The following is a 25,598-nucleotide window of genomic DNA, read 5'->3' as shown; positions in this document are numbered from 1 at the left end:
CAATGGCCGAGCCAAAGCAAGAGAGGGCAGTACGGACGCGGGACGCGATCCTGACTGCGGCCGCCGAGATCTTCGACGAGTACGGCTACAGCGGGGCGAGCATCAACAAGATCATGACCCGGGCCAACGTCACGCAGGGCGGGATGTACTTCCACTTCAAGTCGAAGCGTGAGCTGGCCCAGGCCGTTCTGACGCACCAGCAGGAGTTCGTGGACCCTCCGGCCGAGGGGTTCGGCCTGCAGGGGCTCGTCGATCTCACGTTCTTCACCGCACACCAGTTGACCAGCAACGTGCTGTTCCGGGCGAGCGTCCGACTCGCCGTCGAACAGGGCGAGTTCGGGCAGCGCGACGACACGGCCTACCAGGAGTGGGTGGATCAGTTGTACGTCCACCTGTGTGCCGCGCGCGAGCAGGGCGAGCTGCTTCCCGAGGTCGATGAACGGGAGCTCGCCAACGTGCTGGTGGGCGCCTACACCGGGACGCAGATATTCTCCAACGTCGCCAGCGGTCACGCGGACCTTCCGGAACGCCTGGTCTCGATGTGGCGGTACTTCCTGCCGGCCATCGCCACCCCGCACGGCCTGGCCCGGGTGGAGCTGCCCGCCGATGTCGCGAGACTCGCCGCATGAGACAGACGCGCGTCGTGCTGACCGGTGCCACCGGGTTCATCGGAGCAGCGGTGCTGCGACGACTGGCCCGGTTACGGGACGAGGCCGGCACGGCCGCGCCTCTTTCCGTCCATGCGGTGGGCAGACGGCTGCCCACGAGCACCGCGGCGCTGGTGGACGAGTGGAGGCCGGCCGATCTCGGGGAGCCCGGCAGCCTGCGGGGCGTCTGCGAGGGGGCGGACGTGCTGCTGCACCTCGCGGCCTCGCAGAGCTCCGACGAACAGCACGGCACGGCGGTCAACGTCCACGGGACCGCCGCGCTGATGCGTGAGGCCTTACGCTCCGGGGTCGGGCGGATCATGCATCTGTCGACGGCGGCGGTCTACGGGCCGGGTCCGCACCGCGGGATAGGCGTGGACGAAGTCGCGCCCGCCCCCCTGTCCGTCCCCAGCCGCACCCGGCTGGCCGGTGAGAAGCACGCCCTGGCGGCCGGGGCGTGCGTCCTGCGGCCCGGCCTCGTGCTGGGACGCGGGGACCGGTGGGTCGTACCCGCTCTCGCCGAACTCGTCACCGCCGTACCGGCGTTGTGGGACGGAGGGCGTGCACGTGTCTCCATGGTCGCCGTGGAGGACCTCTCGCGCCTCATCGTGCACCTCGCGACGGAGTTCCCCCTGGCCGGGCCCCGGGTCTGGCACGCCAGCCATCCCGACCCGGTGACCACCCGCGAACTGCTGGCGGCGCTGACCCGCCACCTCGGCCTGCCGGCCGTCTCCGCCGAACTGGCCTGGGACGAGTGCCGGGCCCGGCTGCGGGTGTCGGCCTGCGAACTGAGCGAGCGTCAGTTCGCCCTGGTGGCCCGCGACCACTGGTACGACAGCCGGGAGATCTGGCGCGGCACGAACTGCGACCCCGGCCCCGGTCCGCTGACCGGAGTGGTGGAGGCCGTTCCGTGGTACCGCTCCCTACTGGCACTCGGCCCCGGGCACCGCGGCTGACGGGTCGAGGACGACCCGCTCGACGGTGGTGACGGGCAAGGGGGCGCCGGGTGCGTTCGCCCCCGTGTCGACCGCGACTCCCGCGATGGCCACGTGCCAGAGCCGCTTGAGCTGCGCCACCGCGCTCTCGAACGCCACGTCCGAGCCCATACGGCTGCGCAGATAGGCCTCCGCGCCGCTGGTCAGGTACTCGACCAGCGTCGTCACGTCCGCGGGCAGGGCAGCCGCATGAAGTTGACCTGTTTCGTGTGCCTCGTCCAAGAGGTCGCGCACCGTCGGCAGCCAGACCTCCGACCACGGGACGGCGTCCGGACGCTCGCGGCTGAGGCGGATGGCGGCACGGACGGAAGGCTCCCGCTCCATCAACTGGGCCAGTATCAGCGTCAGGTCGACCACCACGCGCAGCGCCGACCGGTTCTCGGCGAGGACGCCCTCCACCGCATCCCGGGTCACCGACCGCCCCACCTGCTGGACCGCGTCGGCCAGTTCGCTCTTGGTCGAGAAGTGGAAGGTGACGGCGCCTATGGACATGCCGACCGACTTGCTGATGCGCGACAGTGACGTGCCTTCGTAGCCGGCACGGTCGAACTCCGACGCTGCCGCTTTGACCAGGGCCTCGCGCGTACGCATGGCCCTCTCCTGCTTCACCATGCTGTCTCCTGAAGAGGGCTGCCGGCCGCCGGTGTACGCCAGGGCGGACTCCCCGGGCATCGCACCGCCGTGCTGTCCGTAGCCAAGTCGAAGATCGCCTCAGGCCACCACCTTTGCGTCATCTTCCTGCCACCGGCAACCCGAAGTTGCACAAGATGCGCTAGCCGGCGGCCGTGCCCGCGGCGAGGACTGCTTCGCAGGTGAGAGGTGCTGGCCGCAGTGCGAGCAGGGTGCTGCCACGGTGTTCGCGCGACGACCGTGTGACTGGGCCTGGCGAGGGCCGACTTGGCGAAGTACATCCGGCAACTCTCCTTAGTCGCGAAAAAAAGAGGGCGTTCGCTATTATTTTAGCGTGGCCAGCAGTCGCCGGCCGATGACGGGGAGGAACTTGCCATGGTCACGCACGCTTTGATGGACTCACAGGCCTCGCTACCGGTGTTCGCGGAGAGTGTCTTCGAGTGCCTGCCGCGCAGCGACCAGCGCCGCTGGGCGCAGGCCTATGTGCAGGGGCTGCTCGTCACTCCGGGCAAGAAGTCGGTCCGCCGGCTGGCCGCAGCCGTCTCGGGATCGCCCGCCGCCTCGCAGTCACTGCACCAGTTCGTCAGCGCCAGCCCCTGGGACTGGATGCCGGTCCGGGCCGAGCTCACCCGGTGGGTCGAGCCGCGCCTCGCCCCGCCGCGCGCCTGCGTGGTCAGCCCGGCGATGCTGCGCAAGCGCGGCGAGCACTCCTGCGGGGTGCACCGCCGCTTCCTGGCCTCCACCGGCCGCTCGGTGACCTGCCAGGTGGGCATAGGCATGTTCCTGTCCTCCTACGACCGGGCCGTGCCGGTCGACTGGCGCCTGCTGCTTCCCGGTTCCTGGGTGAAGGACCACGAACGCCGCGTCCGGACCCGGATCCCGGCCGAGGTGGGCCCCCGCTCCGTCGAGCAGCACGCCCTCGACCTCGTCGACACGCTCGCCGGCAACAGCCGCACCACGCCCCTGCCGGTCGTCGTCGACCTGGAGTCCGCCGGCGGAACCCACGCGACCTCCCTGATCAACGGACTCGCCCTGCGCGGGCGGGACTTCGTCGTCGCCGTCCCGGACCGGCTCCAGGTCGCCGTGGGCCGGCGCCTGCGGATGCAGAGCCCGAACGGCGAGGACGGGCAGGGCCTGGTGCTCGCGGCCCGCAGTCTCTTCGAGTTCGACGCGGGCACCCTCACCCGGATGGAGAGCGTGGCCCCGTGGGACGGTCGCGGCCGGCACACCACCGTCATGTCCGCCTTCGTACGGCTGCCCAGGAGGGGACAGGGCGGCGAGCGCATCGACCGCACGTACCGGCTCTTCGCCGTCCGTCCGGAGGGAGGACGGCGCCCCCTGCAGCTGTGGCTGACCAGCCTGACCCACGCCCGTATGGAGTCGGTGCTGGCTCTGACGCGGACGCTCGCACAGGCGGAACGGTCCGTGCGCGCGATGACGGACGGCTTCGGGCTGCTCGACTTCGAGGGGCGCTCCTACCCCGGCTGGCACCATCACATGACGCTGGTGTCCGCCGCGTATGCCTACAGCCGCTTCGACCAGCGCCCCACCGGTGGCGGAGAGCGCATGCTCATCGCGGCCTGAGCGCCCCGGCAAACCCGTGACGGCTTCGCCAAGTCGGGTACCTTCACACAACTCACCCCTGCCTAGAGTGATCGCATGCTGAGACACACGTACGAGGGACAGGACTGCAGCCTCGCCCGTTCCCTGGAGGTGATCGGCGAGCGCTGGACCCTGCTGATCATCCGCTCGGCCCTCCTCGGCACCACGCGCTTCGACGGGTTCCTGTCCCATCTGGACATCGCACGCAACGTGCTCTCCTCGCGGCTGAACAGGCTGGTCGAGCACGGCATCATGGAACGCGTGCCCTACCAGGACAAGCCGGTGCGCCACGAGTACCGGCTCACCCCGTCGGGCCGGGACCTCACCCGGGCGGTCGTGGCCCTGATGCAGTGGGGGGACCGCAACCTGCCGCAGGAGCTGGGCCCGCCGCGCCGCGCCGACCACCTCGGCTGCGAGGGCAGCGTCCAGGTCGAGCTGCACTGCTCGCACTGCGGGCGTGCCGTGCACGACGAGGAGGTGGACGTCCGCCGCATCCGCTGACCGCGGCGCGCAGCGCACGGACGAAGATGCCGCCCCGCCGCCGGGTCGACCACCATGACAGCCCCGCCGCCGGTAAGGGAGCGGCGCTTACGAGGAGGCGTCCGTGCCGGCACTGGGAGCGCTGCGCAGGCTCATCATGGCTCCGTCCCTGGACGAAGTGGGCTTCGCGCGACGAGGATTCCGCGTCGAACCCACCAGACTCACACGCCAGTTGGAAGCCGTACCACAGGCGGTGGTGACCGGCTTCGAATGGGGCATCGAGGACCGGGACACAACCACCACCGAGCGCCGGCTGGCGCTCGTCGACCCGCTCAACCGGGGCTTCGCCTACGAGGGCGCCACCATGGCCTGCGCGATCCGCGACGCCATGGGCCCGAAGGGCCACCGCACCGCCGATCTGCTGCGAGGCGGCGGCAGGCCGCACATCTTCCTCAACTACATAGGCATCGGCTTCGCCATGGCCAAGCTGCCCAGGCCGCTGTGGAAGAAGCTCGTCCCGGACCTGGACGAGCCCGACCTGTATCCGGCGATGAGCTGGCTGTGCGTCGACGGCTACGGCTTCGACCGCGCCTACTTCGACACCGACACCTGGGTGGGCGGACAGCGCCTCGACGCCCCCTACGCCTGGGACGGCGACCCCTCCTACTGGCAGCGCGCCTTCGACCAGGGCGTCGGCCGCGCGCTGTGGTTCATCCACGGCGGGCACGTGGGCAACGTGACCGCGGCCGTAGGGGCGTTCGCCGCCGACCGGCGCGCGGATCTGTGGAGCGGCGTCGGTCTTGCCGCCACCTTCGCGGGCGGCAGCACGGCGGCCGGTCTGAGCGCGCTGCACGCGGAAGCGGGCGACTTCGCCGACCACCTCGCGCAGGGTGCCGTGTTCGCCGCCAAGGCCCGCCACCACGCCGGGTACGTCCCGGAGCACAGCGCCGCCGCCGTGCACGCGTTCACCGGACGCACCGTCGAGGCCGTCGCGCGCCTCGCCGACGACTGCGCCGCCGCCGCACCCCAGGACGGGGTCGGACCGGCCTACGAGGTCTGGCGCCGCAATGTGCGCCGGCAATTGAGCGCCGCCGTTGTTTGAGCACATCTGAAGTAGACGCCCCTCCGAGGCCCCTGACTACATTCGATTCGCTGGGGATTCAAGGGATTCGAGAGGGGCGGTTTACTGCTGTGTCCAGTTCATTTGGCGCGTTGAGGCGCCGATTGCTCACACCTCCGGTTTCCGAGACGACCATGGAGGTGCGCGGTTTTCATGTGAAGAACGCGGAAGCAAAGGAACGCCTTGAGTACATCGGTGAGGTGTTCCTCAGGGGGTACGCCTACGCGGTGGAGGCGGGCTCGCCCGCCGAGGCCGAGGAACTGCTGGAGACCGTCCCGCGGGACATGCGCGGCTTCGCGTACGAGGGCGCCGGCATGGGCGCGGCGGTGTACGACTCGCTGCCCGGACACGGCGGCCGACTGCAGGGACTGCTGGCCGGGCGGGGCCGTGACCACGACTACATGATCTACGTCGGCATCGGCTGGGCGATGGCCCGCCTGCCCAAGCCCCTGTGGCCCGACATCCGGTCCACCGACCCGCTGCTGCGCTGGCTGACGCTGGACGGATACGGGTTCCACCAGGCGTACTTCAAGACCGACGCGTATGTGCGCAACCCGCAGGTCCAGCACCCCTTCCGCTGGCGCGGCGGTCACAACCACTACACGGCCAACGCCATCGACCAGGGCATCGGCCGCGCCCTGTGGTTCGTCGGCGGCACCGACCCCGACGTCGTCACCGACCTGATCCGCGCCTATCCCGAGCGCCGCCACTCCGACCTCTACGCGGGCGCCGGACTCGCCTGCGCCTATGCCGGCGGGGTCAGCGAGGACGAACTCGCCCACTTCGTCGAGGGCGCCGGCGAGCACCGCTGGGCGCTCGCCCAGGGATCCGCCTTCGCCACCGAGGCGCGCGTCAAGGCCGGCACGGTCATCGACCACACCCACCTCGCGGCCCGCGTGGTGTGCGGCACGACGGCGGAAGGGGCCTCGCAGGTGTGCCGTGACGCCCGGCCCCAGGCGCCCGAGACCGTCGGCCCGTTCCCGGCCTACGAGGCCTGGCGCCACGACATCGCCGCGCAACTCGCTTCCTCGTCGCTCGTTTTGAAAGGTACTGACCAGTGACGGTCGCAAAGAACTGGCTTCGCAGAAATTCACCGGGAATAGTCGCCCTGGCCCTGATGGCGGGCACGTTCTACGCTGTTCGGCTGCCTGAGTCGTCGGCCGCCGAGATCGACAGCCTGGCAAAGAATTACTCGTTCGAGCCGATGTCCATCGCCGAGCCCGCCGGATTCAAGAAGCAGGAGGTCCGGCAGGTCAACAAGGCGTACAAGCACATCGAGGCCTGGATTTCGTCGGTCGGTGCGGGTATTGCCGTGAACGACATGGACGGGGACGGCCTGCCCAACGACCTGTGCGTCGTCGACCCGCGCATCGACCAGGCCTTCGTCACCCCGGCACCGACGCGAGGGGAGGCCTACGCGCCGTTCGCGCTGAACCCGGCGCCGCTGGGCACCAGCAGGACGATGGCGCCGATGGGCTGTGTGCCCGGCGACTACAACGAGGACGGCAGGATTGACCTCCTCGTCTACTACTGGGGCCGTACGCCGGTCATCTTCCTGAACCAGGGCCAGAAGGGGCAGCCGCTGACGGCCCGCTCCTTCCGGCCGACCGAACTGCTGCCCGGCAAGACCGGCGCGACGTACACCGGCCCGCTGTGGAACTCCAACGCCGCCGCCGTCGCCGACTTCGACGGTGACGGACACGACGACATCTTCATCGGCAACTACTTCCCCGACAGCCCCGTCCTGGACCCGACCAAGGACGGCGACGTCACCATGAACGCCTCGCTGTCGCACGCCACCAACGGCGGCGGAGGCCACTTCTTCCGCTGGACGAAGAACGGCTACGAGAAGGTCGACGACGCCATCCCGCAGGGCCTCAACCACGGCTGGACGCTCGGCGCCTCCGCCGCCGACCTGGACGGCGACCACCTGCCGGAGATGTTCCTCGCCCACGACTTCGGCACCTCCGCGCTGCTCTACAACAAGTCCAGGCCGGGCACGATCAAGTTCGCCGAGGTCAAGGCCGTGCACAACGGCACCGTGCCCAAGTCCAAGCAACTGGGCCGCAGTTCGTTCAAGGGCATGGGCGTCGACTTCGGCGACCTGAACCACGACGGCCTGTACGACATGTTCGTCAGCAACATCACGACGTCGTTCGGTATCCAGGAGTCGAACTTCGCGTTCTTCGACCAGGCCAAGAGCAAGGCCGAGCTGCGCAAGAGCTTCCAGAACGGCGAAGCGCCGTTCAAGGACAGGTCCTCCGGTCTCAACCTCGCCTGGTCCGGCTGGGGCTGGGACGTGAAGATGGGCGACTTCGACAACAACGGCGACCTGGAGATCACCCAGGCCAACGGCTTCGTCAAGGGCAAGACCAACCGCTGGCCGCAGCTTCAGGAGCTTGCCACCGCCAACGACGCGCTCGTCCCCAACCCGCAGTGGTGGCCCAACGTCCGCCATGGTGACGACCTGGCCGGCAACCAGCGCATGCGCTTCTACGCCAAGGACCCGTCGACCGGCAAGTACGTCAACCTGTCCGAGGCCCTCGGCATCGGTGAGCCGATGCCCACCCGGGGCATCGCCACCGCCGACGTCGACGGTGACGGCCGCCTGGACCTGGCGGTGGCCCGCCAGTGGGGCGAGCCGGTCTTCTACCACAACATCAGCCGGCACACCGGCGCGTACCTGGGCCTGCAGCTGACCCACCCCGATGGTGCGCCCGTCGTGGGCGCGGAGGTCTGCGTCCAACTGCCCGACGGCACCAAGCGGATCGACCGCATCGACGGCGGCGGCGGCCACTCCGGCAAGCGCAGCACCGACATCCACATCGGCCTCGGCAAGGGGATCAAGGGCCCGCTGCCCACCCAGATCACCTGGCGCGACCGCAACGGTGACGTCCACGAGCAGGAACTGACGCTGAAGCCGGGCCGGCACAGCATCGAACTCGGCGACCGGGCCAAGGAGAAGTGACCATGTCCGCCCAGACCAACGCACCACGCCACAACCCGAAGGTCGTCACGGCCCTGCGCCGGTTCGCGATCTCCATCTCTGTACTGAACATCTTCGGCTACACGGTGCTGGGCTTCGAGCAGCCCTGGACCTGGCCGCTGATAGCCCTGGCCACCGCCTACTCACTCGAAATCGTCCTGGAGATCATCGGCGCCCGCGCCGAGGGCCGTACGGCACGCTTCCGCGGCAACGGCCCGCGCGGTGTGATGGAGTTCCTCTACCCGGCCCACATCACCGGTCTCGCGGTGAACATGCTGTCGTACGTCAACGACATCGTGTGGGTCATGATGTTCGGCGTCATCGTCGCCGTCGGCACCAAGTGGGTGCTGCGCGCCCCGGTCAAGGGCCGCCTGCGGCACTTCATGAACCCCTCGAACTTCGGCATCGCCGTCATCCTGGTGCTCTTCCCGTGGGCGTCGATCGCGCCGCCGTACCAGTTCACCGAGTACCTCGACGGCGGCTTCGACTGGCTCGTGCCGGCCATCATCATCTCGCTCGGCACGATGCTGAACGCCAAGCTCACCGAGCGGATGTGGCTGATCCTCGCCTGGCTCGGCGGCTTCGCCCTCCAGGCGATCGTCCGCGGCCTGCTGTACGACACCTCCATCCCCGCGGCCCTCGCGATGATGACGGGCGTGGCGTTCGTGCTCTTCACCAACTACATGATCACGGACCCGGGTACGACGCCGTCCTCGAAGTGGGGCCAGATCGCCTTCGGCGGCGGTGTCGCCACCCTGTACGGCGTGGTGACCGCGCTGGGCATCGCCTACGGCCTGTTCTTCGCCACCGCGCTCGCCTGCGCCATCCGCGGCACGTTCCTGTGGACCGCCGACATCGTGGCGAAGAAGCGGACCGAGGAGGCCCTCGCACTCGCCGCCGTCACCCGGTCCGTCGCCCAGAAGGACGCCGCCCAGGCGGCCGCCGCCGCCGGCACCACCGCCGCGTGCGCGTGCCCGGACGGCGCCTGCTCGTGCCCCGCCCCGGCGAACGCCGAGGCTCCGGCGTGCGCCTGCCCGGACGGCGCCTGCTCCTGCCCCGCCCCGGCCGCCGCCGAGGCCGAGACCCTGAAGACACCGGTGGTCGCATGACCAGAATCGCCATCGTCGGCATGGCCTGCCGCTATCCCGACGCAACCGACCCGAAGGAACTGTGGGACAACGCCGTCGCCGGGCGGCGTGCGTTCCGCCGCCTGCCCGACGTCCGGATGAACCTGGACGACTACTGGGACGCGGACCCGACCACCCCCGACACCTTCTACGCCCGCAACGCCGCGGTCATCGAGGGCTATGCGTTCGACCGGATCGCCCACCGCATCGCGGGCAGCACCTTCCGGTCGACCGACCTGACCCACTGGCTCGCCCTGGACACCGCGGGACGCGCGCTCGCCGACGCCGGATTCCCGGCCGGCGAGGGCCTGCCCCGCGAACGCACCGGCGTCATCGTCGGCAACACCCTCACCGGCGAGTTCTCCCGCGCCAACGTCATGCGGCTGCGCTGGCCGTACGTACGGCGAGTGATGGCCGCGGCCCTCAAGGGCGAACAGGACTGGGACGAGGACCGCATCGCGCAGTTCCTCGACGACGTCGAGACCGCCTACAAGGAGCCGTTCCCCGCCATCGACGAGGACACCCTCGCCGGGGGACTCGCCAACACCATCGCCGGCCGGATCTGCAACCACTTCGACCTCAACGGCGGCGGATACACCGTCGACGGTGCCTGCTCCTCCTCGCTGCTGTCGGTCACCACCGCCGGCACCGCGCTGGTCAACGGCGACATCGACGTCGCCGTCGCCGGCGGGGTGGACCTGTCGATCGACCCCTTCGAGATCATCGGCTTCGCCAAGACCGGCGCGCTGGCCAAGGGCGAGATGCGGCTCTACGACCGCGGCTCCAACGGCTTCTGGCCGGGTGAGGGCTGCGGCATGATCGTCCTGATGCGGGAGGAGGACGCCCTCGCCGCGGGCCACCGCATCTACGCGACCATCGCGGGCTGGGGCGTGTCCTCCGACGGCCAGGGCGGCATCACCCGCCCCGAGGTGAGCGGATACCAGCTGGCCCTCAAACGGGCCTACGAGCGTGCCGGGTTCGGCATCGAGACGGTCCGGCTCTTCGAGGGCCACGGCACCGGCACCGCCGTCGGCGACGCCACCGAGCTGACCGCTCTCATGGGCGCGCGCCGCCAGGCCGACCCCGACGCACCGCCCGCGGCCATCACGTCCATCAAGGGCATGATCGGCCACACCAAGGCCGCCGCCGGCGTCGCCGGTCTGATCAAGGCGGCCATGGCCGTCGACCACCAGACCCTCCCGCCGGCCATCGGCACCGTCGATCCGCACGAGCTGCTCGCCGACGACAAGGCCAACCTCAAGGCCCTGCGCAAGGCCGAGGCATGGCCCGCGGAAGCGCCGCGCCGGGCCGGCGTCACCGCCATGGGCTTCGGCGGCATCAACACCCACATCGTCCTCGACGAGCCCGCCGGCCGGCGCCGTACGGCCCGCAGCCGGCGCTCCGGCACCCTCGCGCACGCGCCGCAGGACTGCGAACTCCTCGTCCTGGACGGCGAGTCCCCGAAGGCGCTGCGCGTCCGGCTCACCGAGGTCGCCGCCTTCGCCGGCCAGGTCTCCTACGGCCAGGTCGCCGACCTCGCCGCCACGCTCCAGCGCGAACTGCGCGGCCTGCCGCACCGCGCGGCCGTCGTCGTCTCCTCCCCGGAGGACGCCGAACGCCGGCTGACCCACCTGGCCGACCTGCTGGAGGCAGGGGACACGTCGTACACCGCCGCCGACGGCCGCGGCTTCCTCGGCCGGGCCACCGGGCGCGCCCGGATCGGCTTCCTCTTCCCGGGCCAGGGGTCCGGCCACGGCGCCGACGGAGGGGCGCTGTGCCGCCGCTTCCCCGAGGCCGCCGAGGTCTTCGCCCGGGCCGCGCTGCCCACCACCGGCGACATGGTCGCCACCGACGTGGCACAGCCGCGCATCGCCACCGGTTCCGCGGCGGGCCTGCGCGTCCTCGACGCGCTGCGCCTGGAGGCGTCGGTCGCCGTCGGGCACAGCCTCGGCGAGCTGTCCGCCCTGCACTGGGCTCAGGCACTCGACGAGGAGACCCTCCTGGAGGCGGCGCGGGTGCGGGGCCGGGCCATGGCCCGGCACGGCGCCTCGGGCACGATGGCCTCGCTCGGCGCGACCCCGGAGCGGGCCGCGGAACTCCTCGCGGGCCTCGACGCCGTCATCTCCGGGTACAACGGCCCGGAGCAGACGGTGATCGCCGGTTCGCCGGCGGACATCGAGGAAGTGCAGCGCCGCGCCGAACGGGCCGAGGTCGCCTGCACCCGCCTCAACGTCTCGCACGCCTTCCACTCGCCGCTGGTCGCCGACTCCGCCGCGACCTTCGGCGCCTGGCTGGCCACCACCCCGCTGGGCGTCCCGGCCGACGGGATCGTCTCCACCGTCACCGGTGCGGCGCTGACACGTGATACGGACCTGGCCGCGCTGCTCACCGAGCAGATCACCGGCCCCGTCCGCTTCACCCAGGCGGTGAGCGAGGCCGCCCAAAACGTCGACCTGTTCATCGAGGTCGGGCCCGGACGGGTGCTCACCGGACTCGCCCGGGCCACCACCGGCGTCCCCGCCGTCGCCCTCAACACCGACGACGAGTCGCTGCGCAGTCTGCTGAGTGTCACCGGTGCCGCGTTCGTCGCCGGAGCGCCCGTCGCCCTGGAGCGGCTCTTCGAGGACCGGCTCATCCGGCCGCTCCAGATCGGGCAGGAGTTCTCCTTCCTCGCCAGCCCCTGCGAGCAGGCGCCCCGCGAGGACGTACATGCCGGGCGCCGCCCGCGGGCCGCCGCCCCCGCGGCGCAGACCCCGCGGAAGGAGCAGACGGCGCCGGAACCGGCTCCCACGGCCGCCGAACCGGCGCCCGCCGCCGAGGAGACGACCGAGGACGGCGTCGACGCACTGGAGGTGCTGCGCGCCCTCGTCGCCGAACGCGCCGAACTGCCCGCCGAGTTGGTCGACCCCGACAGCCGGCTGCTGGACGACCTCCACATGAGCTCGATCACCGTGGGCCAGATCGTCAACCAGGCGGCGTCCCGCCTCGGGATCGCCGCCGCCCAGGTGCCGACCAACTTCGCCACCGCCACCCTGGCCGAACTGGCCGAGGCGCTCGAGACCGTGGTCAGTACCGGCGGCGCCGTGGACTCCGGCACCCCCGTCGTCGCGGGCGCCGCCCCCTGGGCCCGCCCCTTCGCCGTGGACCTGGACGAGGTCGCCCGGCCGCACGCCGCCGCCGACGGCGCCGACGGCGACTGGGAACTGTTCACCACCGACGGCCACCCGTACGCCGAACAGCTGCGCCAGAAGCTGGCGGGGTCCGGCGTCGGCGCCGGCGTCCTCGCCGTGCTGGCCAAGGGCTGCGCACGGCAGGAGGTGGAGCGGGTGCTGGCCGCCGCGCACAGCGCGCTCGCCGGTGACCGCGCACGGCGCTTCGTCCTCGTCCAGGACGGGCGCGGCGCCGCCGGCCTGGCCAAGACCCTTTACCTGGAGGCCCCGCACCTGCGCACCACCGTCGTCCACACCCCGGCGTCACCGGACGTGGTGGAACGGGTCGTGGGCGAGGTCGCGGCGACCACCCGGTTCGCCGAGGTCCACTACGACGACGCCGGTGTGCGCCGCGTGCCGACCCTACGGGCCCTGCCCGTGGCCCCGCAGCGCACCACGTCAGCGCTGGACGCCTCGGACGTACTGCTGGTGACGGGCGGCGGCAAGGGCATCTCCGCCGAGTGCGCGCTTGCCGTGGCCCACAGGACCGGCGCCAAGCTGGCCGTCCTCGGCCGGTCCGACCCCGCCGAGGACCGCGAACTCGCCGACAACCTGGAGCGGATGCGCGCCGACGGAGTCCGTGTGCACTACGCGCGCGCCGACGTCACCGTCCCCGAGCAGGTCACCGCGGCCGTCACCGAACTGACGGGGGAGCTGGGCGCGATCACCGGCCTGTTGCACGGCGCCGGCCGCAACGAGCCGAACCCGCTGGCGCGGCTCGCCCCGCAGGACTTCGAACGGACCTTCGCCCCGAAGGTCGACGGACTGCGTACCGTCCTGGACGCGGTGGGCGCCGCCGGCCTCAAGCTGCTGGTCACCTTCGGCAGCATCATCGGCCGGGCCGGTCTGCGCGGAGAGGGCCACTACGCCACCGCCAACGAGTGGCTGGCCGACCTCACCGAGGAGGTCGCCCGCACCCACCCGGACCTGCGCGCCCGCTGCATGGAATGGTCGGTGTGGTCCGGCGTCGGCATGGGCGAGAAGCTCTCCGTCGTCGAGACCCTCTCCCGCGAGGGCATCACCCCGGTCTCCCCGGACCAGGGCGTGGAGATCCTGCTGCGCCTGATCGAGGACCCGGACGCCCCCGTCGTCACGGTCATCAGCGGCCGTACCGAGGGCATCGACACCGTCCGCCGCGATCTGCCCGCACTGCCGATGCTGCGCTTCACCGGCAACCCGCTGGTGCGCTACCACGGCGTCGAGCTGGTCACCGAGGTCGAGCTGAACTCCGGCACCGACCCCTACCTGTCCGACCACCTGCTCGACGGCAACCTGCTGCTGCCCGCCGTCATCGGCATGGAGGCCATGACCCAGGTCGCCTCCGCGGTGACCGGGCACACCGGCACCCCGGTCATCGAGGGCGCGAAGTTCCTGCGGCCCATCGTCGTGCCGCCGAACGGCAGCACCCGGATCCGGATCGCGGCGACCGTCACCGGCACCGACACCGTCGACGTCGCGATCCATGCCGAGGACACCGGATTCGTTGCCGAGCACTTCCGCGCCCGTCTGGTCTTCACCGAGACCGCGGTGCCGGACGGCCCGCCGCTGCAGGTGCCGGACGACACCCCGGTCGTCCCCCTGGATCCGGCAGCCGATCTGTACGGCAGCATCCTGTTCCAGGGCGCCCGCTTCCAGCGGCTGCGCCGCTTCCACCGGGCCGCCGCCCGGCATGTGGATGCCGAAGTCGCCGTGCAGCAGCGGCCCGAGGGCTGGTTCGCCGGCTTCCTGCCCGGTGAGTTGCTGCTCGCCGACCCGGGCATGCGCGACGCGCTCATGCACGGCAACCAGGTGTGCGTCCCCGACGCCACCCTGCTGCCGTCCGGCGTGGAGCGGATCCACGCGCTCGGCTCCGGCGACCATGTGCCCGACCGGCTGCGGTACACCGCCGTCGAGCGCAGCCGCGACGGAGACACCTATGTGTACGACATCGCGGTGCGCGACGAGAACGGCACCGTCGTCGAACGCTGGGACGGCCTGACCCTGCACGCCGTGCGCAAGACCGACGGCTCCGGCCCGTGGGTCGCCCCGCTGCTCGGCCCGTACCTGGAGCGCTCGATCGAGGACGTCGTCGGCAGCCGGATCGCCGTCGCCGTCGAGCCGCACGGGGAGACCCCGGCTGGCTCCGTCGCCCAGCGCCGCAGCTTCACCGCGGACGCGGCGGCCCGGGCCCTGGGCAGCCCGGTCGCGGTCCGGCACCGCCCGGACGGGCGACCGGAACTGGAGCCCGAACGGCACATGTCGATGTCGGCGGCACACGGTCTGGGAGTCACGCTCAGCGCCGTCTGCGACACCGAGGTGGCCTGCGACATCGAGGCGGTCAGCATGCGCTCGGCCGACGAGTGGCGCGGGCTGCTCGGGGAGCACGCGGTCGTCGCCGAACTGGTCGCCAGGGAGACGGGCGAGGCGCCGGACACCGCGGCCACCCGGGTCTGGGGCGCCGTGGAGTGCCTGCGCAAGGCCGGCATCATGGCCGGCGCTCCGCTGACGGTGCTGCCACGCCGCAAGGACGCCTGGGTGGTCTTCGCCGCCGGCGACCTCAGGATCGCGACCTTCGTCACCGCGCTGCGCGACGCCCTGGAACCAGCCGTCTTCGCGTTCCTCACGCACGAGACGCAACTCACCGAAGGGAGGCTCTGAGACATGACGGACGACTACTTCGAGTACCGGCACACGGTCGGATTCGAGGAGACCAACCTCGTCGGCAACGTGTACTACGTGAACTACCTGCGCTGGCAGGGCCGGTGCCGGGAACTGTTCCTGCAGCAGAAGGCGCCGGCGGTACTGGCCGAGGTGCAGGACGACCTGAAGCTGTTCACGCTGAAGGTCGACTGCGAGTTCTTCGCGGAGATCACCGCCTTCGACGAGCTGTCCATCCGGATGCGGCTGTCCGAACTGGGCCAGACGCAGCTGGAGTTCACCTTCGACTACGTCAAGGTGACCGGCGGCGCGGAGGTGCTGATCGCGCGCGGGCGCCAGCGGATCGCGTGCATGCGCGGCCCCAACACCAACACCGTGCCCTCGCTCATCCCCGAGGCCCTGGCCCACGCCCTCGAGCCGTACGCCGCCCACGGCCGGGCGCTGACGGGGCGGGCGGCATGAGCACCCTGGCCGCCGCGCCGCCGCGGGACGCCGTCACCGGCGATCCCGCGCGGCTGCGGCGGGCCTTCGGGTCCTTCACCACCGGGGTGACGGTCGTGACCGTCGGCGGGGCGAGCCCGCACGGCATGACCGCCAACTCCTTCACCTCGGTGTCGCTGGATCCCGCCCTGGTGCTGCTGTGCGTCGGCAACGACGCCGTCATGAACCGGGTCCTCACCGAGGCCGGCACCTTCGCGGTGTCGGTCCTCGGCGCCGGGCAGGAGGACGTGGCCCGGCACTTCGCCGACCGCTCCCGGCCCCTGGGCGCCGCCCAGTTCGACACCGTGGACTGGCTGCCCGGCAAGGCCGGCGGCGCCCCGCTGATCGCGGGGGCGGCCGCCCACTTCGAGTGCGCCCGGTGGCGGGCGTACGACGGCGGCGACCACACCATCCACCTCGGCCGGGTGCTGGCCCTGGACGAACTGCCCGGCCGGGAGCCGCTCGTCTTCCACAAAGGCCGCTTCCGGCGGCTCGCCGAGCCCGCGGAAGGAGAGCGCACATGAGCGTCCATCCGCCCGGCCCGCCCGTGTGGGCGCTGCCCGGACTGCTGCGCAAACTGGCCGTCGACCGGCTCGGCATGATGCGGGACGCGGCCGCGCTCTCCGACGCCGTCCGCGTCTCCATGGGGCCGAAGAAGCTCTACATCTTCAACCGGCCGGACTACGCCAAGCACGTGCTGGCGGACAACGCCGCCAACTACCACAAGGGCATCGGCCTGGTGGAGTCCCGCAAGGTACTCGGCGACGGCCTGCTCACCAGCGAGGGCGAGCTGTGGCGCGCCCAGCGCCGCAACGTGCAGCCCGCGTTCCGGCCCGGGCGGATCGCCGCCCAGGCCGGGGCCGTGGCCGAGGAGTCCGCCCGCCTGGTGGAGCTGCTGCGCCGGCGCGCCGGGGACACGCCCGTCGACATCCTGAGCGAGGTCACCGGGCTCACCCTCGGCGTGCTCGGGCGCACCCTCATGGACACCTCCCTGGACGCGCACGGCGGCATCGCGCACGCCTTCGAGGCGGTCCAGGACCAGGCCATGTTCGACATGGTCACCCAGGGCCTGGTGCCGACCTGGGTGCCGCTCGCCACCCAGCGGCGGTTCCGCCGCGCACGTCGCGAACTCACCCGGATCGTCGACGAGCTGGTCGCCGACCGCAGTGCCCGCCTCGCGGACGGGGAGGGCGCCGACGACGCGTTCGCCCGGATGATCCTCGCCGCACGCGAACGCGAGGACGCGGCACGGGGACGCCGGCTGCTCCAGGAGGAGCTGGTCACGCTGCTGCTGGCCGGCCACGAGACGACGGCGAGCACACTCGGCTGGACCCTGCTGCTGCTCGCCCGCCATCCGCATGTGCGTGACCTGGTGCGCGAGGAGGCGCGTGCCGTGCTGGCCGGCGGCCGCCTGCCGGACGCCGAGGACCTGCACAAGCTGACGTACACCATGCAGGTCGTGCAGGAGGCCATGCGGCTGTATCCGCCGGTGTGGATCCTGCCGCGCATCGCCCAGGGACCCGACCGGGTCGGTGGGTTCGACGTGCCGGCCAAGGCCGATGTGCTGGTGTGCCCGTACACCCTGCACCGCCATCCGGACCTGTGGGAGGACCCCGAGCGGTTCGACCCGGGACGCTTCGACCCGGCGCGCGTCGCGCACCGGCACCGCTACGCGTACATCCCGTTCGGCGCGGGGCCGCGGTTCTGCGTGGGCAGCAACCTCGGGATGATGGAGGCGGTGTTCGTCACCGCGCTCGTCAGCCGCGACCTGGACCTGGCCGTGGTGCCCGGGCACCACGGCGTCCCCGAGCCGATGATGTCGCTGCGGATGCGGGGCGGGCTGCCGATGACGGTCCGTGCGGTGGACTGAGGAACCGCACGCGGGAACGCGTGAAGGGGCGGGCACGGTCGAATTCCGTGCCCGCCCCTTCGTCGTCGGTCCGGGCGGTCAGCCGGCGATGCGGTCCAGGGCGTCGGTGCGCAGATCGAGCAGCGCCATCAGTACCGGCGGGTCCAGGGCGTCCAGCGGGCGCAGGATGATCTCGGCCGGCATCAGCAGGGTGTCCTCGTGCGCGGTCACCGGTCCGTAGCTGCCGACGGAGACGACGTCCTGGCCGCCGGTGCCGGACGGAATGTGCTCGCAGCCGTACGGGACGGAGTGCACCAGCACGTGCCAGGTGCCGTCCGGGACGTCGCGCAGCTCGAAGGACCCGGGACCGTCCAGGACGGCGCAGCGCACCGGCTGTCCCTGCGGGACGGGCGTGGGGAAGAGGCCCACGAAGCAGTGGCCGGGCGCGCGGTCCTCGGGCAGGTGCACCCGGCCGCGCAGCGTCCCGTGAGAGTGGTCGGCCACCGTTTCCGGCTGTTCACCCGGACCGATTTCCGGGGTGAATCCGTCCAATTCCCGGAACATGCTCGGTGAGACGCCGACACAGGACTTGAAACGGGAACTGAAGGTGCCGACGCTGCTGTATCCGACCTGACTGCTTATGTCGGCGACGCTGAAGTCCGTCTGGAGCAGCAGCCGCTTTGCCTCCTGCAGACGCAGGGCGGAGAGAAAGCGTCCGGGAGACGTGCCGGTCACATCCCGGAAAACCCGCGTGAAATGGAACTTGCTGAACATGGCGGTGCGGGCCATGTCGTCGATCGTGAGTTCCTGGCCGAGATTCGCGTGCATTTCGTCGATGACTCGAAGGACAGCGGCTTCGATGGCGGTGGTGGTCACCGTTTCTCCCTGTCTTTGCATCATGCTCCCTGCCGAGCTTCGGAGGCCGCGTGCCGTACTGGAGCGGGGGTCGTTTGGGTCAGCCGCCGACGGTCGAGGTCCTCGGCGAACCGCTGCCAGGCGCCCGCGCACTGGAGGGCCAGGTCCGCGACGGTGCCCGCGCAGTGCATGGGCACCGCGTCGGCCTGCTGCCGCCAGGCCTCGTCGAGAACGAAGTGGACGTGCAGCCAGCGCAGGAACTGGCGCCCGGACTCGGAGTGCCGCAGGGACGGGTCCCCGGCGAGCCGCCGCAGGGTCTCCAGCGAACCGCGGGTGCGACTGGAGCCCGCGGGGACGTGGGTGTCGGACGGGCCGGCGGTGTCGGGGGTACGGGGAGCGGCCGGCGGGCCGGGACGGTCCACCGCGGCTGCGGGCCCCCGGCGGGCGGACGTCCGGCGGCCGGTGGGCACCGGGGCCTCGCCGCGCAGCAGCCGCTGGCGCACGTCGTGGGCCGTGCCCAGCGACAGGCCGGTCTCCTTGACGATCGCCCGCAGCGGCAGGTCGGGCCTGCGCGTCATGATCTCGGCGGCCCGGATCCGCTCGGCCGTGCGGTCGAGCGGATGGGCCCGGCCGTCGGTTCCGATCCGGATGTTCGACCGAGGAGAATCCGCGGTCGAACGCGGACGGATCGTCGCGACCGTCTTCGCGTCGAGTCCGGTGCAGTCGGCGACGGCCCGGTCGGACAGGTCGGAACGGGCGCGCAGGATGCGCTCGGCAGCCGCCTTGCGATCCGCCACGGAGAGCGGAAGTCCGTGCGCGATGTTGGCCGTCACCGACCGCAGAAACGCTTCCTCGTCGGCGCCGTCGAAATATTGCACCTCTACGGAGGTGAGCCCTTTCGCGGCGGCCGCGGCGACGCGGTGCATCCCGTCGACCACCCGCATGGTCCCGCGGTGCACGAGTATCGGGGGCAGCGTGGCGTAGATGTCGGCGAGACGTCGTACGTGATTCTCGTCGACGCCGTTCAGGCGTGGTGAATCGGCCGGAAGGAGCGTCTCGATCCGCACCCGGTGAGTGAAGCCGGCGGGCAGCGTCAGAGAACTGTCGTTGCTGTTCACCTCTCCTCATCCCCCTCGGCGAGATCCAGGCGTACCCGGAATTCCCCTCAAAAAGCGTGAGACGGCCCGGGCGCCACGGAGAACAACGCATCCGGAGAGAGCATATAGAACGACCTCTTTTTTTCTGGGGCCCGCGGCCGGGGATAGTGCGACTTTGGCTGGTCGGGTCTGCGCACCCCTGTTCGGGCGAACGCCCGGTGGTTGGTTGTTTGAAAAGACCCAGCACTTCTAGCTTTCTCTCACACCACCAGGAACCTCAAAGACCTGACCGGAGGCCCCAGTTGCCTGCAGTGAGAAGAATTCCTGAGCGCAGGGTCGACATCGGGCCCGACGCCACCCTGACGCTAGAGGCCTACGCGGACACGATCGTCCCGGGCGAGAAGCGCTGGCCCGGTGACCGGGCGATCGCCGGAGTCAGCACCGGCGGCGGTGCGGTCGTCTGCGGAGCCATCGACCTGCTCCGCTGGGACGCCACCGGAATCCACGACGGCCTCGAGGACCTGGCCGACCGGGTCAACGACCACGCCCGGGCCCATGCCGAGAAGGCCGGCCTCACCCTCGACCCGACCGTGCCGCCGTTCGTCTCCCTCGACTACGACGAGCGGGTCCGCCTCATCCAGGAACTCACCACGCCGGGCCACCCCGAGAAGGACTTCTGGGTCCTGCTCTCCCTCTTCTGCAACATGGCCTTCGACTCGGCGGCCCACCTGCACACCGCCGAGGCCCTGGCGGACGGCCACCCGGGTCTGACGGCCATGGGCATCACCCGGCCCGACGCCGACGGACTGTGGCGTTTCGCGAGCTCCGGCTACGGCCGGCAGCTGGCCGACATCCACCCCGACACCACCCCCACCGGGAGCCCCGCATGAGCAACGCGATCGAGAAGACCGACGTACTGGTCGTCGGCAGCGGCTTCGGCGGAGCGATCGCCGCCTACCACCTGGCCGCCGGCGGCGCCAAGGTCACCGTCCTGGAACGCGGGCCCTGGCTGCAGAACGACGAGTTCGAGCACGACTACAAGCTCGGCTCCTCCTACACGCGCATCTTCGACTTCGTCGTCGGCGACGGCATGAGCGTGCTGGGCGGCAACTGCGTCGGCGGCGGCAGCGTCGTCTACTTCGCGGCCATGCCGCGGGCCCCCCGGTTCGTCTTCGACCGGCACGGCAGTATCGGCCGCAGGATGTGGCCGCAGTCCGTCAGCCGCCACACGCTCGACCCCTGGTACGACCGGATCGAGGAGTCCCTGTCGGTCAGCAAGCCGGACTGGAGCGAGGCCTCCTACGCGGGCGGCCTGTGGGCCGCGGCCTGCGACCACGCCGGGCGCACCGCCAACCCGCTCGCGGCGGCCGTCGACAACTCCAAGTGCGTCAACTGCAACTTCATGATGGCCGGCTGCCGGTTCGAGGCGAAGCAGTCGCTCACCGTCAACTACCTGCCCGCCGCCCTCGCCCACGGCGCGGAGATCCGCCCCCTGCACGAGGTGCAGCACCTGGCGCGGACCACCGACGGCGGCTACCGCGTCCACTACAACATCGTCGACGACGAGGACTACCGGCTGCAGAGCGGCTCCGGCGTCATCGAGGCCAAGATCGTCGTGCTGGCGGCCGGCGCCGGCGCCACCCCGGTCATCCTGCAGCGCAGCGAGGGCCATCTGGGCACGATGCCGCACGCGGTCGGCCGCTACTTCTCCGGCAACGGCGAGCGCCTCAACACGGCCATCCTCGACGAGGACAAGGTCGCCGAGGTCCTCGGCCTGAGCCGCGGCGACGGCAACCTGCCCTACGGCGCCAACGCGATCGGCAAGGGCCCGACCGTGGCCAGCTGGGACAAGCTCGACGGCTCCCTGCCGGAGTACTCCCGCTACTCGCTGGAGCAGCTCTACTTCCCGCCGGGCCTCGGCACCATCCTCGCGCAGGTGCCCGACGCCACCGGGCCGAGCTGGTTCGGCAAGGAGAAGAAGGAGATCCTGAAGAACTGGAAGTCCTGGCTGACGATCTTCTGCATGACCGAGGACGACAACGAAGGCGTCTTCGGGCCGCCGCCGGCCACCGGCAACTCCCACCGCATCTCCCAGCAGATGCTCGGCCGCGGCAATCTGTCGTACAAGCCGACGAAGAACACCTGGCACGGCTGGAACCAGGCCGACGCCGACGTGAAGGAGATCCTGGAGAAGGACGGCCTCGCCAAGGTGATGCCCTGGACCAACGACCTGGTCGGCGCCTACACCGTCCACCCGCTGGCCTCCTGCCGCATGGGCGACGACCCGGCCACCTCGGCCCTCGACGACACCAACGAACTGCGCGGCCACTCCGGCATCTTCGTCACCGACGGCTCGGCCGTCCCCGGCGCCCTGACCGTCAACCCGGCCATGACCATCGCCGCCCTCGCCGAACGGGCCGTACCTCACATCGTGGCCGCCGCCCGGGCCAGGGGAGTGGAGGTCACCTACGGCGCACCGGCCCCCACCGGCTACAAGAGCGGACGCGCGGGCGTGCTGCCGCTGCTGAAGCGGAAGCCTCTGACCACGGTGTGAGCCCCGAACGGCTTGTCGCCAGTGAGTTGCTTCACAAAACCATCCATCCGTCCAGTGGGTTGCTTCACACAACCTCAACCGAACCGGGAATCAGGAGGCGGCGGTGCGACCGCTCGTAAGAATCCTGCTGAAGGGCTCCCTGCAGCAGATCCGGCACATCACGGCCGTCCGGCACGACGCGGCCCGCGGCCCGGTGGCCGAGGTCTACGCCCAGGCCCGGCGGGAGTTCGGCGTCGTCGCTCCGCCCCTCGCCCTGCACTCGCCGGCACCCGAGACCCTCGCCGCCGCGTGGCTGCTGCTGCGCGAGACCCTCCTTGCCGAGGGCCGGGTCGGCCGGGCCGCCAAAGAGGCGGTGGCCACCGCCGTGTCCCGGGCCAACGACTGCCCCTACTGCGTCGAGGTCCACGAGGCCACGCTCGCCACCCTGGGCGGCACCGGCGGCCACGGACCGCTCGCCGACTGGGCGCACGGCGCGAGCACGAGCCCGGCCGGGGAGCAGACACCGCCGCCCTTCGACGCGCAGGACGCCCCCGAGATCCTGGGCACCGCCGTCACCTTCCACTACCTCAACCGAATGGTCCGGCTCTTCCTGCCCGACTCGCCCGTCCCCGCGACCGCCCCGGCCGCGGGCCGCGGGCCGGTGATGCGGATGGTCGCCCGTGCCCTGCGCCCCGACCGGGGCCGGAGAGTGGTGCCCGGCGCATCGCTCGGCCTGCTCCCCGCCGCCCCACTGCCGACCGGACTCGACTGGGCGAAGACCAACCCGGCCGTCGCCGGTGCCCTCTCCCGGGCCGTCGCGTCCGTCGACGCCGCCGCGGAGTGCTGGATCCCCGACGCCGTACGCGACCTGCTGCACGCCGAACTCGCCGTGCGCGACGGCGTGGTGCCCGGTCCGAGCCGCGCCTGGCTGACCGAAACCACCGCCGGCCTGCCGGAGGGGCACCTGCCCACCGCCCGGCTGGCCCTCCTCATCGCCCTCAACCCCCACCAGATCACCGACGCGGACATCGACGCGTTCCGCACGGTCCACCCGGGCGACCGGGAACTGGTGGAGCTCGCGTCCTGGGCGGCGCTCACCGCCGCCGTCCGAACCGGCGCCCGCCTCGGCGGAGCCGTCCGTCCCACATCGTCCGCCGCCCGCTGAACGCGGCAACCGCCCATCCCCCAGACCCGCTTCGCCACCAAGGAGACACATCATGAGCACGCTGAACGACGTCGTGAAGGCCCTCGCCACCGACATCGAGGAGACCGCCCGTCTCGTCGAGAGCCTCGACGAGCAGACCTGGCACACGGCGACCCCCGCCCCGGGCTGGACCATCGCCGACCAGATCGCCCACCTGACCTTCATCTTCCACCTGGCCGGCACCGCGGCGTCCGACCCCGAGGCCTTCGCCGAGCTCGCCGCCGGCGCCGCCGGCGACTTCGACGCCGCGGTCGACGCCGCCCTGCGGCAGTTCAACGCCTTCCCGCCCGCCCAACTGCTGGCCCGCTTCCGCGCCCTCGGCCGCAAGTCCGTCGACGCCCTCGCCGCCGTCCCCGAGAACCAGGTCGTGCCGTGGCTGGTCAACCCGCTGCCGCCGACCGTCCTCGCCTCCGCCGGAATCATGGAGATCTTCGGCCACGGCCAGGACATCGCCGACGCGCTCGGCGTGCGCCGCGAGCCCACCGAGCGGCTGCGCCACCTGGTCTTCTTCGCCTTCCTCACCCGGGACTTCGGCTACCTCTCCCGGGGCCTGACCCCGCCGGCCGAGCCCTTCCGCATCGAGGTGACCGCCCCGAACGGCGAGGTCTGGGCCTACGGCCCCGAGGACGCCGGGAACAAGATCACCGGACCCGCCGAGGACTTCTGCCTCCTGGTCACCCGCCGCCGCCACCGCGACGACCTCGCCCTCGTCGCCACCGGCGGCGAGGCCGACCGCTGGCTCGACATCGCGCAGGCCTACCGCGGTCCCGCCGGCGAGGGACGCAAGCCGGGGCAGTTCGCCCACCCCGGCTGCGACCACTGAACGGCCGCCGTACCGGCGGCCGCGGCCGCCCCGGCCCCCCCCCACGCACCCGCAGCCCACCGGCCCGGCCGCCCCGCCGCAAGGAGCCCCCATGACCACCACCCTGCGCACCGCCGTCGTCATCGGCTGCGGCACCACCGGCACCTCCGTCGCCCTCGCCCTCACCCTCGCCGGCGTCCAGGTCACCCTCGTCGACGAGGACCCGCGGGCACTGCACGAGGCCGTCGCCCTCGGCGCCGGGACCGCCTGGACCCCCGGACTGCCGCCCGCCGATCTCGTCGTCGTCGCCACCGCCCCCTCGGCCGTCGCCGACGTCCTGCACGGTGCGCAGAGCCGGGGACTCGGGCACGTCTACACCGACACGGCCGGCACGAAGGAGATCGTCTGTGCCGAGGCGGAGCTGCGCGGCTGCGACCTCAAGGGATACGTGCCCGGACATCCGCTGGCCGGCCCCGACGGGACCGGCCCGGAGGCCGCCGCGGCGGACCGCTTCATCGGCCGGCCCTGGGCGGTGTGCCCGTACGAGACCACGCCCGAGTGGGCGCTGGAGACGGTGGACGCACTGATCAAGGCGTGCGGGGCGTACCGGATCGACCTCGCGTCCCATGTGCACGACCGGATCGTCGCCGAACTGTCCCACGGCCCGCACCTGATCGTGGCCGCCCTCGCCACCCGATTCGCCGACAGCTCCGAGGCGTTCCTCGGGCTCGCCGAGGACCGGCTGCGCGACGCGGTCCGCACGGCGGGCGGCGACCCGTGGCTGTGGAGCGACGTCCTGGCGCACAACGCGGGCCCGGTGGCCGACGTCCTCGACCGGGTCGCCGACCAGCTCGCCCGAGCCGCCGCCATCCTGCGCGAGGGCGACTCCTGCGCACCCGTGGAACTCGCACCGACCCTGGAGGAGGGCCGGCGCGGACAGGCCGCGCTGCAGCAGGCCGGTGAGCGGCGCACGGTGCGAGATGCGCCGGCCGAGGACCGGGTGTGACGGTCGGCCCGTGACCACTTCCTCGACTCCCTTCCCGCACCCCGCCGAAAGCCGGCGGCCCGCCGCCCTGCACCTGGCCCGGCGGCTGCTGCGCTCCGCCTACTGGTCCCTGTCCGAATTCGGCTGGACCTGGATCTGTGCCGTACCGGTCGCGCCCGGCACCGACGTGGTGCACGAGCCCGCGCCCGGCCACCCGGAGCGGCTCACCGACCTGCCGCTGACCGAGCTGGAGCGGGCCCTGGAGCGGGAGCTGACGGGCTGACGGCCCCGCACACCGGCGCCGGGCCCGACCGGCGCGGGCGGCACAGCAACGTCAGAGATGCCCCTCCCGTCACCCGC

At 71.7% G+C, this 25,598-nt stretch carries 21 protein-coding genes; 18 read left to right on the top strand and 3 right to left on the bottom strand.

Annotated features, from left to right (window positions below; genetic code table 11):
- The first annotated feature begins 2 nt into the window (after positions 1–2).
- Entirely contained in the window at positions 3–629 is a 627-nt protein-coding gene (locus ACZ4EG_RS38570; protein WP_467793932.1) for a ScbR family autoregulator-binding transcription factor, read from the top strand.
- On the top strand, positions 626–1,603 hold the full coding sequence (locus tag ACZ4EG_RS38565) for an NAD-dependent epimerase/dehydratase family protein (RefSeq protein ID WP_467793931.1): 978 nt from the start codon (positions 626–628) through the stop codon (positions 1,601–1,603). The genes ACZ4EG_RS38570 and ACZ4EG_RS38565 overlap by 4 nt, the downstream gene beginning before the upstream one ends.
- Here the strand turns inward: ACZ4EG_RS38565 and ACZ4EG_RS38560 are convergent.
- Entirely contained in the window at positions 1,571–2,254 is a 684-nt protein-coding gene (locus ACZ4EG_RS38560; protein WP_467793930.1) for a TetR family transcriptional regulator, read from the bottom strand. The genes ACZ4EG_RS38565 and ACZ4EG_RS38560 overlap by 33 nt on opposite strands.
- Positions 2,255–2,647: 393 nt before the next feature.
- On the opposite strand from ACZ4EG_RS38560, the gene ACZ4EG_RS38555 reads away from it, so the two are divergent.
- The 10 genes from ACZ4EG_RS38555 to ACZ4EG_RS38510 all read left to right on the top strand — a co-directional run bounded on the left by ACZ4EG_RS38555 (position 2,648) and on the right by ACZ4EG_RS38510 (position 17,783).
- A complete protein-coding gene (locus tag ACZ4EG_RS38555) occupies positions 2,648–3,856 on the top strand; it encodes an IS701 family transposase (protein ID WP_467793929.1) in 1,209 nt (402 codons plus the stop codon).
- Positions 3,857–3,931: 75 nt separating this feature from the next.
- Positions 3,932–4,375 carry a winged helix-turn-helix transcriptional regulator gene (locus tag ACZ4EG_RS38550; RefSeq protein WP_363300923.1) on the top strand — a complete coding sequence of 148 codons (444 nt, stop codon included), beginning with the start codon at positions 3,932–3,934 and terminating at the stop codon, positions 4,373–4,375.
- Between the two features lie 103 nt (positions 4,376–4,478).
- Positions 4,479–5,456, top strand: a complete 978-nt coding sequence (locus ACZ4EG_RS38545; protein WP_467793928.1) for a DUF1702 family protein — start codon at positions 4,479–4,481, stop codon at positions 5,454–5,456.
- A gap of 89 nt (positions 5,457–5,545) precedes the next feature.
- The gene (locus ACZ4EG_RS38540) at positions 5,546–6,535 is read left to right on the top strand and encodes a DUF1702 family protein (protein WP_467793927.1); all 990 of its coding nucleotides are present in this window, start codon (positions 5,546–5,548) and stop codon (positions 6,533–6,535) included.
- Between the two features lie 56 nt (positions 6,536–6,591).
- Positions 6,592–8,442, top strand: a complete 1,851-nt coding sequence (locus ACZ4EG_RS38535) for a CRTAC1 family protein (protein WP_467793972.1) — start codon at positions 6,592–6,594, stop codon at positions 8,440–8,442.
- A 2-nt stretch (positions 8,443–8,444) separates the two neighbouring features.
- The gene (locus tag ACZ4EG_RS38530; RefSeq protein WP_467793926.1) at positions 8,445–9,569 is read left to right on the top strand and encodes an enediyne biosynthesis protein; all 1,125 of its coding nucleotides are present in this window, start codon (positions 8,445–8,447) and stop codon (positions 9,567–9,569) included.
- Positions 9,566–15,433: an SDR family NAD(P)-dependent oxidoreductase gene (locus tag ACZ4EG_RS38525; RefSeq protein ID WP_467793925.1), complete on the top strand. Its 5,868-nt coding sequence runs from the start codon at positions 9,566–9,568 to the stop codon at positions 15,431–15,433. Before ACZ4EG_RS38530 ends, ACZ4EG_RS38525 begins: the two co-directional genes overlap by 4 nt.
- 3 nt (positions 15,434–15,436) lie before the next feature.
- Positions 15,437–15,895 (top strand): acyl-CoA thioesterase, encoded by a 459-nt coding sequence (locus tag ACZ4EG_RS38520; protein ID WP_467793924.1) that lies wholly within the window; start codon positions 15,437–15,439, stop codon positions 15,893–15,895.
- Positions 15,892–16,437: a flavin reductase family protein gene (locus tag ACZ4EG_RS38515; RefSeq protein WP_453560739.1), complete on the top strand. Its 546-nt coding sequence runs from the start codon at positions 15,892–15,894 to the stop codon at positions 16,435–16,437. Before ACZ4EG_RS38520 ends, ACZ4EG_RS38515 begins: the two co-directional genes overlap by 4 nt.
- On the top strand, positions 16,434–17,783 hold the full coding sequence (locus ACZ4EG_RS38510; protein WP_467793923.1) for a cytochrome P450: 1,350 nt from the start codon (positions 16,434–16,436) through the stop codon (positions 17,781–17,783). The genes ACZ4EG_RS38515 and ACZ4EG_RS38510 overlap by 4 nt, the downstream gene beginning before the upstream one ends.
- A 78-nt stretch (positions 17,784–17,861) precedes the next feature.
- On the opposite strand, the gene ACZ4EG_RS38505 is transcribed toward ACZ4EG_RS38510, so the two are convergent.
- The gene (locus tag ACZ4EG_RS38505; protein ID WP_467793922.1) at positions 17,862–18,638 is read right to left on the bottom strand and encodes a helix-turn-helix domain-containing protein; all 777 of its coding nucleotides are present in this window, start codon (positions 18,636–18,638) and stop codon (positions 17,862–17,864) included.
- A gap of 20 nt (positions 18,639–18,658) precedes the next feature.
- Complete coding sequence (locus ACZ4EG_RS38500) at positions 18,659–19,735, bottom strand: ParB/RepB/Spo0J family partition protein (protein ID WP_467793921.1); 1,077 nt, start codon at positions 19,733–19,735, stop codon at positions 18,659–18,661.
- A 290-nt stretch (positions 19,736–20,025) separates the two neighbouring features.
- Here ACZ4EG_RS38500 and ACZ4EG_RS38495 point away from each other — a divergent pair, with 290 nt between their 5' ends.
- The 6 genes from ACZ4EG_RS38495 (at position 20,026) to ACZ4EG_RS38470 (ending at position 25,521) form a co-directional block, all read left to right on the top strand.
- The gene (locus tag ACZ4EG_RS38495; RefSeq protein WP_453560729.1) at positions 20,026–20,604 is read left to right on the top strand and encodes a DUF5987 family protein; all 579 of its coding nucleotides are present in this window, start codon (positions 20,026–20,028) and stop codon (positions 20,602–20,604) included.
- Positions 20,601–22,268 carry an FAD-dependent oxidoreductase gene (locus tag ACZ4EG_RS38490; protein WP_467793920.1) on the top strand — a complete coding sequence of 556 codons (1,668 nt, stop codon included), beginning with the start codon at positions 20,601–20,603 and terminating at the stop codon, positions 22,266–22,268. The genes ACZ4EG_RS38495 and ACZ4EG_RS38490 overlap by 4 nt, the downstream gene beginning before the upstream one ends.
- A 103-nt stretch (positions 22,269–22,371) precedes the next feature.
- Complete coding sequence (locus ACZ4EG_RS38485; protein WP_467793919.1) at positions 22,372–23,412, top strand: carboxymuconolactone decarboxylase family protein; 1,041 nt, start codon at positions 22,372–22,374, stop codon at positions 23,410–23,412.
- A gap of 52 nt (positions 23,413–23,464) precedes the next feature.
- Positions 23,465–24,274, top strand: coding sequence for a TIGR03084 family metal-binding protein (locus tag ACZ4EG_RS38480; RefSeq protein WP_453560722.1), 810 nt, complete (start codon positions 23,465–23,467; stop codon positions 24,272–24,274).
- Between the two features lie 91 nt (positions 24,275–24,365).
- Positions 24,366–25,259, top strand: a complete 894-nt coding sequence (locus ACZ4EG_RS38475; RefSeq protein ID WP_467793918.1) for a prephenate dehydrogenase/arogenate dehydrogenase family protein — start codon at positions 24,366–24,368, stop codon at positions 25,257–25,259.
- A 10-nt stretch (positions 25,260–25,269) separates the two neighbouring features.
- Entirely contained in the window at positions 25,270–25,521 is a 252-nt protein-coding gene (locus ACZ4EG_RS38470) for a DUF6059 family protein (RefSeq protein ID WP_467793917.1), read from the top strand.
- Positions 25,522–25,598: the final 77 nt, after the last annotated feature.

The organism is Streptomyces sp. NPDC025638 (assembly GCF_055558775.1).
The sequence above is the reverse complement of the archived record's forward strand: the minus strand, read 5'-3'. Positions and strand labels throughout refer to the sequence as shown.